The sequence below is a fragment of the Hymenobacter ruricola genome (assembly GCF_015694525.1).
Classification (GTDB): Bacteria; Bacteroidota; Bacteroidia; order Cytophagales; family Hymenobacteraceae; genus Hymenobacter; species Hymenobacter ruricola.
On the sequence record NZ_JADQDM010000007.1, the window covers coordinates 38986 to 53593 of the forward strand.

Sequence of the window (14608 nt, forward strand, 5' to 3'; positions counted from 1 at the left end):
CAATGACTAATAGAATACTTCTCCTATTAATTCTTGTCGGCTGCATCAGTATTACTGAAGCGACTGGCCAGAAGTCAAGCGAGGCATACCCCCTTACTGCTACCCAAGACACCTTAGTTAGCCAAATAGCAAAGGATGGAACGGTTAAAGGTCAATATGTATCAAGAATAGCTTTCACACCACAACAGTATATCCGTTTTGACTCACTGCGAAGAATATCGTCTCTGCAAGAAATGATGTCTTTAGCGAACCATCCGTCAGCGGCAGTAAGAATTTATGTCTTTAATTTCTTACTGGATAACAAGGATTGGGAAAGGGCTTTGCAAGTGCTGCAGACAAATTACAAAGATGAAACTGCATTCTACCATCTATATGGATGTATAGGTTGGGTGCATACAGTTGGCTATTTTATGGGGCTTAATTTGAAGCTGCGGCTTCAGAAAGAGAATGTTGTGCTCGACAATAAATCCCAAAAAGTATTTGAATCCATCTTAGCAAAACTTCCAAGCTATGATAAAGAGGAAAAAATTGCTAAACGCCAAATGAAGAAAGTAATGGCACAAGCAGATAAAGTTGATGGTATTCTTAACTGATTCTTGCTTATAAATTCTACTCAATGCCTCCCTCCTTCCGCATCTACTCCTCCTCCGCCGGCTCGGGCAAGACGTACCAATTAACGAAAGAATACCTGCTGCTGGCGCTGGGCGCCGACGACCCGGCGTATTTCAAGCGCGTGCTGGCCATTACGTTTACCAACGACGCGGCGGGGGAAATGAAGGAGCGCATTGTGGGGGCGTTGCGGCGGTTTGCGTACCCGGAAAGCGGGAAGACCGACGGGCTGCTGGCCGAAATCGCAGCCGAGTTGCACCTGCCGGACACGGAAGTGCGGCGGCGGGCGGCGGAGACGTTTCGACTGGTGCTGTACCACTACGCCGATTTTGGGGTGAGCACGATTGACTCGTTTGTGCAGCGGATTGTGACGGCGTTTACCCGGGAGCTGGGCTTGCCGGCCACGTTTGAGGTGGAGCTGGACACGGATGCGGTGTTGCAAAGCGCCGTGGCCGCGCTGCTTGACAAGGTGAACCGCGACCCGAACAGCAAGCTGCTCTCCCAGACGCTGGCGGAATACGCGCTGGGGCAGGCCGACGAAGGCAAGAGCTGGAGCCGGCTGCCCGAGGAGCTGGCGGGCTTCGGGCGGGCGCTGTTCAACGAAACGGTGCAGGAGGCGGTGACGCAGCTGGGCCGGCTGACGCTGGCCGATTTCCGGCGGCTGGATAAGCAGATTCGGGCGAAGCGGGCGGAGATTGAGGCGGCCTTTGCCCAGACGCGGGAGGCGGCGCTGGCGGTGCTGGAGCAGGCGGGCGCCACGGAGGGCGACTTTTTCCAGGGCAAGCGCGGCATTTTTGGCTACGTGCAGAAGGGCGTGGACTTGCTGGCCCCGGAGGCCGGGCCGAACAGCTACGTGACCGCCACGCTCAGCGACGATAAGTGGTACAGCGGCAAAATCAAGACGGCTGCCGACCGGGAGCGCATCGACGCGGTGAAGGAGCCGCTGCGGGCCGTGGTGGCGGCCGTGGGGCAGCTGCGGGCGGCGTATTTGTCGAGCTACGTGCTGCTGGCGGCCATGCAGCCCTACTTGTTTCACGCCTCGCTGCTGAGCGAGCTGAACAAGGTGGTGGAGCAAATCAGCCGGGAGCGCAACGTGGTGCTGATTTCGGAATTTAACCGGCGCATTGCCAGCATCGTGCTCACCGAGCCGGTGCCGTTTTTGTACGAGCGGCTGGGCGAGCGGTACGAGCACATTTTGATTGACGAGTTTCAGGACACCTCGGTGCTGCAGTGGAACAACCTGCTGCCGCTGGTGGAAAACACGCTGGCCAACGGGCACAGCAGCTTGGCCGTGGGCGATGCCAAGCAGGCCATCTACCGCTGGCGGGGGGGCGAGATGGAGCAGATTCTGCGCCTGCACCAGAACAACACGGCCGCCCTGGTGGCGCGGGCCCGCGAACCCGAGATGCGCGAGCTGCTGCGGCTGCGCTACGAAACCCTCGACCCCGTGCTCGAACCCAAAGCCCTGCAGGTGAACTACCGCTCGGCCCGCGAAATCGTGGATTTCAACAACGCGTTTTTCAAGGCGGTGAGCGACCGGCACGCCACGCTGGGGCTGGTGGCGGGGATATTTGATGCGCATTTTGGGCAGCAGGTGCCGGGGGGAGTTAAGAGTGAAGAGTTAAGAGTTAATACAGGCGATAATTCACAACTCTTAACTCCTAACTCTTCACTCTTAACTCCTTCCGGCCACGTCGAACTCCTTTTCACCCAAAAAGACGCGCCGGCCCTGCGTTACGACGCGGCCACCGGCGCCTACACGGCCGAGGCCCTCCCCGGCCACCTGCCCGAGGCGGTGCTGGGCTACGACGAAAGCACCTGCTACCTCACGCTTCAATTAATAGAGCAGGCGCTGGCCGAGGGCTACGCATTGGAAGACATTGCCGTGCTGTGCCGCACCCGCTACGCCAGTAAAATCATTGCCAAGTTCCTGAAAGAGCGGGGCTACGCCATCATCTCGGCCGACTCGCTGGCGCTGGAATTTGCCGAGGTGGTGAACCTGCTGGTGAGCATCCTCAGGGTGCTGCACCAGCCGGCCGATACCCTGGCGCGGGCCGAGGCCCTGCTGCTCGTCGACAAGGTAGTGCGCGGGCTGGCCCCCACGCCGGCGCGCGCCCGGCACATTGCCGAGGTGGCCAACACGGCCGGCGGCCACTCGTTTTTCGACGAGCTGCGGGCGCTGGGCTACGACGTGCGCGAGCAGGAAACCGGCAACCTGGGCCTCTACGAGCTAGCCGAGCGGCTGCTGAACCTCTTCGGCCTGCTGGGGCGCAACGGGGAGAGCGACTACCTGTTCCGCTTCCTCGATTTGACGCTGGAATACAGCCTGCGCTTCGGCAACAACCTGGGCAACTTCCTCACCTATTGGGAGGAGCGCAAGGGGCGCATCAGCATCAACGCGCCGGGCGGGCGGGCGGCCATCACCATCACCACGGTGCACAAGGCCAAGGGGTTGGCCTACGGCGTGGTCATCGTGCCCTTTGCCGACTGGAGCCTGGAGCCGCACCGGGGCACCCTGCTCTGGGGCCACCTGGAAGCCGGCGAAAAGCCCCTCGAAAACATGCCGGAAGTGGCCGTGGTGAGCCTGCAAAAAGGCATTCAGCAGACGGCGCTGGCGGCCCAATACGACGAGGAGCGCGAGAAAACCTTCCTCGAAGGGCTCAACACGCTGTACGTGGCCTTCACCCGGCCGCGCCACCGCCTCTACGTCATCAGCAAAAAGCCCGACGACAAGAAGGCCGCCAAACCCGCCGACGAGCTGGACCCCGCCGCCCCCACGGCCGCCGCCCGCTCCGTGGCCGACCTGCTGCACGGCTACCTCCTGGGCCAGGGCCAGTGGCAGGAGGAACAAATCTCCTTCGTCCTCTCCCAAGGCTCCCAGGCTAAGGGTAGAGCTCAGAACGTAGAGCCTAGAGCTCAGAATTATGAGCTAACGAACCTCGCCGCCGCGCCCTGGGAAGACCGCCTCAAGCTGCGCCGGCACGCCACCACGCTCTTCGATTTTGACGAGCAAAAGGAGCTGAGCGAGTGGAACCGCAAGCTGCACTTCGGCCTGCGCCGCCTGCTCACGGCCGCCGACGTGGGCCGCGTGGCCAGCCAACTCGTGGCCGAGGGCATCCTCAGCGCCCGCGAGCGGCCCCGCCTCGTCGACAGCCTCGAACGGCTGGTGCTCGACCCGCGCCTGGCCCCCTACTTCGCCCCGCACCTGAGCGTGGAAACGGAGCGCGAAATCCTGGTGGGCGGCGTGAAGCTGCGCGACTACAAGCCCGACCGCATCGTGCTCGAACCCTCCCTGGAAGAACACCACCGCCTCGGCGGCCGGGTCACGCTGCTCGATTTCCGCCTGCCCCCGCCGCAAGAGAAACACCGGCGCCTGCTGCGGAATTACGCCACGCTGTTTGAGCAACTGGGGTACGCGGAGGTGAAGGGCCTTATTTATTATTTCGGGACGGGGGAAGTGGTGGAGGTGTGAGTTATTTTCTAAATTAATTTGCCTTTAAATCAATAAATCATGAGTACGCGAATAGAAATCAATGGGGGTTTAGCAATTGTTAGCATTAGCGAAGGATACAGCACTGAGGATATCGGGGTAGTTTTCGATTTCTATCATAGTGACGTTATCAAAACCGTGCGTCACTTTCTAATTAATTGCAAAGAATGGAAATGGGTTGACAGTATGGGAGCCGAATTGTGCATACTACAAGACAAATCGATGAATAAGGACAGTCATACTGTTTTTTGCGGATTGGATGAAAGTATAAAGACCATCATAACAGTGTTAAATGAGGGGAATACCTCTCGGGAACCTATCTTTTTTGATACACTAGAGGAAGGCTTGAGTTTTATCGGGAGAAAGCTTAGCTGAAGCCCACTGTGGCCCCCGCAACTTTTCGCCGCCCCGGCGTGTATATTTGCCATACCCGAAAAAATAAGGGGCCGGGCACTCGGCCCAACCCCTTACCAAAGCTACCGGAGTAGTTGCGAGATGAGCAGCAGGCCCAAGCCTTTTGCCACACCTTTCAAGAACTCCAGCAAGAGCGGGTTACCCAGCACTTGCAGTAGCTTTTTCGCGCGTTCCCTTTTCATTTGGACTGAAGTAAGGGTTCCTATAAACCCCGCTTCATGAACCCTCGGTGTGTCGCAAACGCCGGGGGTTCGCCTTTTTAGGGGCAACCGCTGGCCGGGGACTACCTACGCGTGCGGCGAAGATAGCCGGCCGCGCCACCCGGCTCGGAAAATCCCCCACTGCCCTGGTCACCGGGTGCCGGGAGCAGTGCGGAGTCCCCGGGGCCGTCGGCACGGGATGACGGAAGCCGCGGGGAGCCCCCGGGGCCGCGAAACCGAGGTGCCAGGGGCAGCGGGGAGCCCCCGGAGCCTCCGGCGCACCGGGCCGGAGCCGGTGGGGACTCCGCCCGGCCAACGGCTGCGGCACCCCGGCCCGGCGTCGAAATACGAGGCCTTCCCAAAATTTTACGCACCTTAGCCGGGCCGTAGTCCTACGGTGCTTTCCAACCCTCATTCTTACTTGTTTACCTCATGGCAGACCAAGCTACCACGCCCGCTACGGCCGGCGCTCCTACCCCCACGCCCGCCGCCGACGCGGTGGTGAACCCCAAACTGCTCATCCCCAAAAAAGACGGCCCATTGGCCGAGGTAGCGCGGCTCGTGGCCGAGGCCTGGGGCAAGGAAACCTGGTTTGCGCTGCGCTGGAAAACGCAGGCCGATTTCGCCAAGCTGGTGTTGGAGTTTTCTGCCAGCATCACCGAGAAACGCAGCGCGGCCACGGCCCGCACCCCGCAAAGCCAACGCCTGCAGGAATTGGACGACCAGTTTGACGAGGGCCTGCGCATTCTGAAGAAGTACATCAACGAAGACAGCGGCTACGACAAGGCCCGCACCGATGCCCGCCTGCCCGGGTTCGGCCTGCTGGCCAATAAAAACGGCGGTTTTAATCTGAGCCGCGACCGCGACGAGCGCCTCAAGGCCCTGCGCGACCTGCTGCTGCCCGCCGTGGCCGCCGCGCCCTTCGCCGCCCGCGAATTCGGCACCGCCTACTGGCAAACCCGCTTCGCGGAATACGCGGACCTACTGGGCAAAGCCGACGGCCTGGCCGGCAAAGTCAGCAAGTCGGTGAGCCAGAAAGACACCGCGAAGCAGGAGCTGCGCAAGGTGCTGCAAGCCGTGGTATACGCCCTGAAGGCCAACTACCCCGACACGTTCGAAGCCGAGTTGCGCGCCTGGGGCTTCCGCAAGGAGAGCTATTAGGTTGTAGCGCGGACTTTGTAGTCCGCGTCCCCGCGCCGTTCGGCGTCATCGTTCAACGCCAAGGCGCGAATACGCGTCTCTACCCCCAAACAGGCCCCGCCGGAACGGTTCCGGCGGGGCCTGCTGCCTTCTGGCATTCCCTTATTTACTCAGCCAGCCGTTGGCATCCAGCCAATTGCGCAGGCGGTCGGTCCACACGTCTTTGGTGGTTTTGTTGTTCAGGCCGAAGCCGTGGCCGCCTTTGGGGTAGAGGTGCAGTTCGGCGGACACGCCGTGGCGCAGGCAGGCCTGGTAAAACACGATGCTGTTGTTCACGGGCACCGTTTTGTCGTCCTGGGCGTGCACCAGAAAGGTGGGCGGCGTCTGGGCCGTCACCTGCAGCTCGTTGGAATACTGCCGGATTTGGGCCGGCGTGGGGTTTTTGCCCAGCAGATTATCCCGCGAGCCGCCGTGCTTGAGCGTGTCGCTGAAGCTGATGACCGGGTAGAGCAGCACCAGAAACGCGGGCCGCACCGACTCCGGGCCAGCCTTCTCCCCCACCGGCCGCGCAAACTGGGTGCCCGCCCACGCCGCCAGGTGCCCGCCGGCCGAAAAACCCATCAGGCCAATGCGTTCGGGGTTGAGATTGTACTTGGCCGCTTGCCGGCGCACCAGGCGCAGGGCCTGCTGGGCGTCGAGCAGCGGCGCGATGGACTTGTCGGGCTGGGTTTGGTCGTTGGGCAGGCGGTATTTCAGCACGAAGGCCGTGATGCCCATCTCGTTCAGCTGCTTGGCCACGTCGTAGCCCTCGTGGTCGATGGACAGGCGCGTGTAGCCGCCGCCGGGGCAAATGATGACGGCCGTGCCGTTGGCCGTGCCGGCCGGCGGCAGGAAGGCCGTGAGGTTGGGCTGCACCACGTTGGAGACGCGCACGCCGCCGTTGGCCAGCGTGAGGCTGGTTTCCTGCACCTGGCTGGGCTTGGAATCCGGGATGGTGCCGGTGTAGAGCGGGAAGGTTTGTTGGGCCTGCACGCGGAAAGCCGGCGAAGCGGCGAGGGCCAGAAGGCCGAGGAAGAGGGTCTTTTTCATAAGCTGGGCAATTGTACGCAACGTTTCGCTTACTGGCCAAACGCTGGCACAATATGACAGTGAAGTAGAATTATTCGGCGAATTTACCCCGATTTGTAACCTAAAGTGAACCATGCCGTAGCCGCCGGGGTCTGGGTAGCATGCGAAAGACCACTCTGCTGGCCGCCGCCGCCCTGCTGGGCAGCCCCGGCCTCACCCTGGCCCAAAACACCGCCGAGGAAAACAACCCCAACGTGGACGCCCCCTTCGTGCGGAACATTCGCGCCGACCGTCCCGGCCAAACCATCACCGCCCAGGTCCTGCAGCCCGGCCGCATTCAGCTCGAAACCGGGTTTCAGCGCCGCTCCGGCGGCCCCGACTTCGCCCAGAGCCTAACCGCCGCCACCCTGCGCATCGGCTTCTTCAACAGCATGGAGCTGCGCGTGACGCAGGGCTACGCGCACAACGGCCCCACGGCGCTCACCGAAACCGGCGCCGTGCAGGCCCGGGGCTACGCGCCGGCCGTCATCGGCACCAAGCTGATGCTGTCGCCCAACTACGACACCCGCACCCAGGTGGCCCTCCTGGTCGAGTCGGCCGTGCCCGGCACGGGCAGCGCCGCCCTGCGCGCCACCACCTGGGCCCCCGCCGGCCGCCTGCTCGTGAGCGAGCAGCTCGGCGAGCGGTTCGGCCTCGAAGCCAACTTCGGGTTCAGCCAGCCCGGCATCACCACCGCCGACATCAGCAAAGGCCAGTTCCTGGGCACGCTGGCCCTGAACGGCCCGCTGAGCCAGAAAGCCGGCTTCTTCGTGGAAGCCTACGGCTACGGCCGCGCCGGCCTCAACACCGGCACCACGGCGGGCCTCTACCTCCGCCCCGTGCCCGCCGTGCGCGTCGACGTAACGGCCGGGCAGGTGCTGGGCGGCCTGGCCGCCGGCACCAGCACCGTGGGCGCCGGCCTCACGTTCAAAGTGGGCCGCTAGCCCGCGCCGCGCGCCTACGGTTCAGCAACACTTAGCAAAAAGCCTGCGTACTTCACGCAGGCTTTTTGTCGTTAGCAAGAGCTTTTCACCCAGAAATACATGCGCGCTTCCCTTGTGCTTTTTTGCTTGCTGGCCGCCAGCTGCCAAACCCGGCCGGCGCCGGAAACGGCCACCACGGCCCCGCCCGCCCGCACCGTGCCCGATGCTCCTCTGCGCGAAACCCGCTGGGTGTTGCGCCAGCTGGGCACCCAGGCCGTGAGCGTGCCGGCCAATACCGCGGAGGCCTTTCTGACCTTGCGCGCCGAGGGCCAGGCCGAGGGCAACGGCAGCTGCAACCGCTTCCGGGGCAGCTTTTTCAGCGAAAAGCCCGGCGAGCTGCGCTTTAGCCCCCTGATGAGCACCCGCATGGCCTGCCCGGCCCTGGACACCGAGAACGGATTTACCCGCGTGCTGGCCCAGAGCAGCCGCTACCGCATCAGCGGCGACACGCTGCGGCTTTTCGACGCCGCCGATGCGCCGCTGGCCCGGCTGGAAGCGGTGTACTTGCACTGAACCAAATGAAATTCTTCTACCTTTAGCTAACCATGGCAACAAACACTGGAAAAGGCCACCGCGTAGGAGCCGTCCGGGGCAAAACCCAGACGTTTAACCCCAGCACCGGGCAGTACATCAAACGGGACGCCGACACCGGACGGTTTGAGGCCGTCAAAAAAGACGGCACGCCCTTCAAAGGGGTTACCAAAGAGAAGCTGGCCGCGCGGCTGAACCCCAACATTCCGCCGGAAACGCTGCTCAAAGCCCAAAAAGCGGTGGCGTTGGTAATGAAGCGGCGCGCGGCCTGAGCGAGCAACGATGGCCGTTTCTGCGTCTGCCCCTTACTTCCGCAGCGTCTTCATCAATTGCCCTTTCGACGCCGATTACCGCCTTTTATTCAACGCCATTGCCTTTGCCGTGGCCGATTGCGGCTTCATTCCGCGGTGCGCGCTGGAAGCAGAGGATTCCGGCGACATCCGCATCCTCAAAATCCTGGACATCATTGAGCAGTGCGGCTACGGCATTCACGACATTTCCCGCACCGAATCAACCCCATCGGCCAAACGCGACGGCACCACCGAACTGCTTCCCCGGTTCAACATGCCCCTGGAGTTGGGCTTGTTCATCGGCGCGCAACGCTTCGGCCACGGACAGCAGAAGCGCAAAAACTATCTGGTGTTTGATGTGGAGCCGCACCGCTATCAGCGGTTTATTTCCGATTTGGCGGGGCAAGACATCAAGGCGCACCACTGGCCGGGCATGGCGGCCACGGCCGAAGCCCGCGACCGCGCGGTTAGCCAACTGATTCTGGCCATTCGCAACTGGCTGACCACTAAAATCGACGGCGACCTGCTGCCCGGGGGCAACCGGCTCACGGCCCGGTTCGGTCAATTTCAGGCGGAGCTGCCCGACATGGCCACCGAATTTGGCCAGCAGGTCATGGATTTATCGTTCTACGACTTATTGGCCCTGATTGCGGGCTGGCAAAAAGCCAACCCGCATTCGTAAGCAACGGTATGGGTGGGCTAGGAACCCATTTAAACGGTCATGCTGAGCGCAGTCGAAGCATCTCTACCGCGCAAGTATCATTTACTATTGCGGTAGAGATGCTTCGACTGCGCTCAGCATGACCGTTGCCAGTCGCTGGTGAGCACCAGCGGGCACAATCTATCTTTTGTCGTCGGTGAGGGGTGGAATGCGCTTGGGGGTTTGCTTGCCGGAGACGATGCCGGTAGCGCTTTGGGCAATGGCCTGGATAACGGCCGTCATGTTGTTCAAATCGAGGGTTTCCACTTCGTCGTCCACCGAATGGTAGAGGCCATCGGTGGGAATCTGGTCGGTGCTAATGGTGTGGGCGGGCACGCCGAGGCGGGCCAGGGTGGCGTTGTCGGAGCGGTAAAACAGGTTTTGCTCGGGGTACGGGTCGGGCTCGAAGCGAAACTTGCTGCCGGCTAGGCTGGCTTGCAGCAGCTGGCCGAAATCGGATTTGTCGTAGCCGGTGATGAAGGCGGTGTTCGGGCCAAACTTGGCTTCCTTGCCAATCATCTCGATGTTGAACATGGCCGCCACCTGCTGCGGGTCGAGCTGTTTGGAAAAATACTGCGAGCCGAACCCGCCGATTTCCTCGGCCGCGAAGGCCACGAAAATAAGCGGCCGGGCGTTGTCGTTGCGCTTCTTGAAGTACTCGGCCAGGGCCACCACGGCGGTGGTGCCGCTGGCGTCGTCGTCGGCCCCGTTGGCAATGGAATCGCCGGACACGGACTTGAGGTAGCCCAGGTGGTCGTAGTGGCCCGCAAAAACGACGTTTTCCTTGGCCCGCTTGGGGTCGCGGCCCGGCAGCTGGCCCACGATGTTGCGCAGCTCCACGGGCGCCACCACGGTGCTGGTGCTGATGCGGTAGGTCAGCGTGGCCGGGCGGGCGCCCAGCACAAACACCGTGGCGAACGGCTTGGGCGGCTCGGGGCTGGTGGTGCCACGGCCCAGGTAGCCCGCCAGTTGGCGGAAGGCTTTGGTTTGGGCCGTATCGACGAACACCAGCGTGTTGGCCGTGGGGTTGGCGTAGCCAAATAGCTTGCGGCGCTCGGCCGGGTCGGGGCCGATGACGGCCACGGCCGGCGCCTGAGCGTCTTCGCTCGACCAGTTCAGATTGGGCTGGCCGGAAACGGCCACGACTTGGGCCGGGGCCTGGGTCTGGCCGTTGATGGTAGCAGCCACCGGGCTGGTCAGGGTTTGATAGACAGTAAGCTTTTGCTCGAAACCGGTCTGGCCCGGTAGCGGCTTCAAGCCAATGCGCTTGAACTCGCCGGCCAGGAAATCGGCGGCGCGCTGGCCGCCGGGCTGGCCGGTGCCGCGGCCCTGCATGTCGTCGGCGGCCAGGGTTTGCACCACCCGCTTCACGGTGGCGCTGGAAACGGCGGCCACTTTGGCGGCCGGCTTGGGGGCGGGTTTGGCGGCTTTTTTCTGGGCGGCAACGGGCAAAGCGGCCAGTACGCAGCCCAGGAGCAAGAATGACTTCATGTGCGTTAAAGAAGATTGTGGGGCTAAAAATAGCGCGGACTTGTAGTCCGCGTCTCCGAACGTCTGGCTGACAGTGCGGGGACGCGGACTACAAGTCCGCGCTACGGGTTGGCTTAGCTCAGGGTCAGCACCAGGTCGTCGGCTTGCACGCGGGTGCCTTCGGGCAGGTTGATGTCGGCCACGGTCAGGTCCTGCGGGGCGGTGATGGTGGTTTCCATCTTCATGGCCTCGATGACGAAGAGCGGCGTGTTTTTGGGCGCGGCCTGGCCGGGCTTCACTAGCACTTTGCTGAGCATGCCCTGCAGCGGCGCGCCCATCTGGCGCGGGTTGGCTTTGTCAATTTTGGCGTTGCTCACTTTGGTGACTTCCACCGACTGGTCGCGCACCTGCAGGTTGCGGGTCTGGCCGTTCAGGCTGAAGAAGATGGTGCGGCAGCCCTCCTCGTTCAGCGGGCCCACCGATTCCAGGCGCACAATCACCGACTTGCCGCGCGCGATTTCGATGATGGTTTCCTCGCCCGGTTTCAGGCCGTAGAAGAAGACGGACGTGGGCACCTTGCTCACGTTGCCGTACTTCTCGCGGTGCGCCCAATATTCCTCAAACACTTTGGGATAGAGCAGTGAGGAAAGCATGTCGGTGAACTTTGCGCCGGGGAATTTCTCCTGAAAGCCCGCCCATTCCTTGTCGAAGTCGATGGGTGCAAGGTGGTCGTTGGGCCGGTCAGTGAAGGGCGTTTCGTTTTTCAGAATGAGCTTTTGCAGCTCGGCGGGCCAGCCGCCTTCGGGCTGGCCAATGTCGCCGCGGAACAGCTCGCGCACCGATTCCGGGAAGTTCAGGCCTTCGCCCTTTTCCATCACGTCCTGCGGCGTGAGGCCGTTGCTAACCATGAACAGGGCCATGTCGCCCACCACTTTGCTGCTGGGCGTCACTTTCACGATGTCGCCAAACATCTGGTTCACGTCGGCAAAACGCTCCTTCACTTCCTCAAACTTGTCGAGCAAGCCCAGCGAAGCCGCCTGCGGGCGCAGGTTGGAGTACTGCCCGCCCGGAATCTCGTGCTGAAATACCTCCGAAGTGCCCGCTTTCAGGCCCGACTCAAACGGGTAGTACATCTCGCGCACGGCTTCCCAGTAATTGCTGAACTCGTTGAGCGAGTGCTGGTCGAACTCGCGGTGGCGCGGCGTGCCCCGGAACATTTCCACCACCGAGTTGAAGTTGGGCTGCGAGGTGAGGCCCGAGAGCGAGCCAATGGCCACGTCGATAACATTCACGCCGGCTTCCACCGCTTTGGCGTAGGTGGCGGGCTGTAGCGACGACGTGTCGTGGGTGTGCAGGTGGATGGGCAGCTTCACCGTGTCGCGCAGGCCCTGGATGAGTTCGGTGGCGGCGTAGGGTTTGAGCAGGCCAGCCATGTCCTTGATGCAGAGAATGTGGGCACCGGCATCTTCCAGCTGCTTGGCCAGGCGCAGGTAGTAGTCGAGGGTATATTTGGTGCGGTTGGGGTCCATAATGTCGCCCGTGTAGCAGATGCAGGCTTCGGCCAGCCGGTCGGTTTTGTTGCGCACGAACCCGATGCAGGACTCCATACCTTTCAACCAGTTCAGCGAGTCGAAAATGCGGAAGACGTCGATGCCGGTTTCGGCGGCCTGCTGCACAAACCGCTCGGTGAGGTTATCCGGGTAAGCCTTGTAGCCCACGCCGTTGGCCCCGCGGATGAGCATTTGCAGCAGGATGTTCGGGATGGCTTCGCGCAGCTTGGCCAGGCGCTCCCAGGGGTCTTCGTGCAGGAAGCGCAGGGCCACGTCGAAGGTGGCGCCGCCCCACACCTCCATGCTGAAGGTTTGGGGGTGCTGCTGGGCGTAGGCACGGGCCACTTTCAGCATGTCCCAGGAGCGCATGCGGGTGGCCAGCAGGCTCTGGTGGGCGTCGCGCAGGGTGGTATCGGTGTAGTGCACCAGGGGCTCGTTGCGCAGCCACTGGGCAAATTTCTTGGGGCCCAGCTTGTCGAGCTTCTGCTTGGTGCCGGGCGCGGGGGCCGTGTGGTCGGAGTGCGGAATGTGCGGCCGGCGCGGGTTGGCGCGCGGGTCGAGCTGGTTGCGCACGTCGGGGTTGCCGTTCACCACCACCTCGCCGATGAAGCCGAGCAGGCGCGTGGCCCGGTCCTGCCGGGTTTCGAACTTGAACAGCTCCGGGTGGTCCTTAATGAAATCAACGGTGGCTTTGCCCTGCTGAAATTCCTCGTTGCCAACGATGTTCTTGAGGAACTGAATGTTGGTTTTCACGCCGCGCACCCGGAATTCGTCCAGCGCCCGCAGCATTTTCTGGGCCGCGCCATAGAGCGTAGGCGCGTGAGCCGACACCTTCACCAGCATCGAGTCGAAAAACGGCGACACCACCACGCCCTGGTACACCGAGCCCTCATCGAGGCGGATGCCGAAACCGCCGGCCGCCCGGTAGGCCACGATGGTGCCGTAGTCGGGCTTGAAGTCGTTTTCGGGGTTTTCGGTCGTCACGCGGCACTGCATGGCAAAGCCGGCACGCAGCGGCTTTACGTCGGGCCCGAGGCCGATTTCGGGGTCGCTGAGCTGGTAGTTGGCGGCGATGTAAATCTGGGTTTTAATCAGGTCGACGCCCGTAATCATCTCCGTTACGGTGTGTTCTACCTGGATGCGGGGGTTCACTTCGATGAAGTAAATGCGGTCCTGCTCGGGGTTCACCAGGAATTCGACGGTGCCCACGTTGTCGTAGCCCACGGCCCGGCCGATGCGCAGGGCGTACTCGTACAGGAGGTGGCGCTGGTGGTCGGGCAGGTTGAGAGCGGGCGCTACTTCCACCACTTTCTGGAAGCGGCGCTGCACTGAGCAGTCGCGCTCGTAGAGGTGCACGAGGTTGCCGTGGTGGTCGCCCACGAGCTGCACTTCGATGTGTTTGGGCCGCTCCACGAATTTCTCCAGGAACACGGTGTCGTCGCCGAAGGCGTTCAGCGCTTCGTTGCGGGCTTCGAAAAAGCCTTTTTCCAGCTGCTCGTCGTCGCGGATGACGCGCATGCCACGCCCGCCGCCGCCCGCCGCCGCTTTCAGCATCACGGGATAGCCAATGCGCTGGGCCTCGGTTTTGGCGGTTTCGAAGTCGACCAAATCAGCCTCGCTGCTCTCGATTTGGGGCACCTGGCATTGCATGGCCACTTCCTTGGCGCGCACCTTGTCGCCGAGGGCTTCCATCACCTCGGGGCGCGGGCCGATGAAAATGATGCCTTCTTCGGCGCAGCGGCGCGAAAGCGTGGCGTTTTCGGACAGGAAGCCGTAGCCGGGGTGAATGGCGTTGGCGCCGTTTTCCTTGGCCACGCGCAGAATGCCCTCGATGTCGAGGTAGGGCTTGAGCGGGTCGTCGTCGCGGCCGATTTGGTAGGCTTCGTCGGCCTTGTAGCGGTGCAGCGAGTACCGGTCCTCATAGGTGTACACCGCCACCGTGGGGATGTTGAGCTCGGTGGCGGCGCGCATGACGCGAATGGCGATTTCGCCGCGGTTGGCGACCAGGAGTTTAGTTATGTTCATAGATGCGAATGGTGGGATGAGCGCGCTTACGGCGAAACTACGCGAAAGGCTGCTAGAACGCTATTTTTTGATTCTTTTGCGCAAGTGGCCAGCGCAGCA

At 62.2% G+C, this 14608-nt stretch carries 10 protein-coding genes; 7 read left to right on the plus strand and 3 right to left on the minus strand.

From position 1 onward, the window contains the following. Positions 1-2: 2 nt before the first annotated feature. The 3 genes from I2H31_RS14525 to I2H31_RS14535 all read left to right on the plus strand — a co-directional run bounded on the left by I2H31_RS14525 (position 3) and on the right by I2H31_RS14535 (position 5874). On the plus strand, positions 3-593 hold the full coding sequence (locus I2H31_RS14525; RefSeq protein ID WP_196293763.1) for a hypothetical protein: 591 nt from the start codon (positions 3-5) through the stop codon (positions 591-593). Positions 594-616: 23 nt separating this feature from the next. After that, positions 617-4081 (plus strand): UvrD-helicase domain-containing protein, encoded by a 3465-nt coding sequence (locus tag I2H31_RS14530; protein WP_196293764.1) that lies wholly within the window; start codon positions 617-619, stop codon positions 4079-4081. Positions 4082-5145: 1064 nt separating this feature from the next. After that, positions 5146-5874 (plus strand): hypothetical protein, encoded by a 729-nt coding sequence (locus tag I2H31_RS14535; protein ID WP_196293765.1) that lies wholly within the window; start codon positions 5146-5148, stop codon positions 5872-5874. A gap of 141 nt (positions 5875-6015) precedes the next feature. Here I2H31_RS14535 and I2H31_RS14540 read toward each other — a convergent pair whose 3' ends face one another. Beyond that, positions 6016-6942 carry an alpha/beta hydrolase gene (locus I2H31_RS14540; protein WP_196293766.1) on the minus strand — a complete coding sequence of 309 codons (927 nt, stop codon included), beginning with the start codon at positions 6940-6942 and terminating at the stop codon, positions 6016-6018. Between the two features lie 140 nt (positions 6943-7082). Between I2H31_RS14540 and I2H31_RS14545 the strand changes: the two genes are divergently transcribed. From I2H31_RS14545 to I2H31_RS14560, 4 genes are all read left to right on the plus strand, one after another. Further along, complete coding sequence (locus I2H31_RS14545) at positions 7083-7904, plus strand: transporter (protein ID WP_196293767.1); 822 nt, start codon at positions 7083-7085, stop codon at positions 7902-7904. 99 nt (positions 7905-8003) lie between these two features. After that, positions 8004-8456 carry an META domain-containing protein gene (locus tag I2H31_RS14550; RefSeq protein WP_196293768.1) on the plus strand — a complete coding sequence of 151 codons (453 nt, stop codon included), beginning with the start codon at positions 8004-8006 and terminating at the stop codon, positions 8454-8456. Between the two features lie 32 nt (positions 8457-8488). Next, the gene (locus I2H31_RS14555) at positions 8489-8746 is read left to right on the plus strand and encodes a hypothetical protein (RefSeq protein ID WP_196293977.1); all 258 of its coding nucleotides are present in this window, start codon (positions 8489-8491) and stop codon (positions 8744-8746) included. A 10-nt stretch (positions 8747-8756) separates the two neighbouring features. Next, positions 8757-9446, plus strand: a complete 690-nt coding sequence (locus I2H31_RS14560; protein ID WP_196293769.1) for a hypothetical protein — start codon at positions 8757-8759, stop codon at positions 9444-9446. A gap of 159 nt (positions 9447-9605) precedes the next feature. Here the strand turns inward: I2H31_RS14560 and I2H31_RS14565 are convergent, their stop codons facing one another. Both I2H31_RS14565 and I2H31_RS14570 read right to left on the minus strand, forming a co-directional pair. Beyond that, positions 9606-10955, minus strand: a complete 1350-nt coding sequence (locus I2H31_RS14565; RefSeq protein WP_230687810.1) for a M20/M25/M40 family metallo-hydrolase — start codon at positions 10953-10955, stop codon at positions 9606-9608. Between the two features lie 113 nt (positions 10956-11068). Continuing rightward, positions 11069-14509 (minus strand): pyruvate carboxylase, encoded by a 3441-nt coding sequence (locus tag I2H31_RS14570; RefSeq protein ID WP_196293770.1) that lies wholly within the window; start codon positions 14507-14509, stop codon positions 11069-11071. Between the last annotated feature and the right edge of the window lie 99 nt (positions 14510-14608).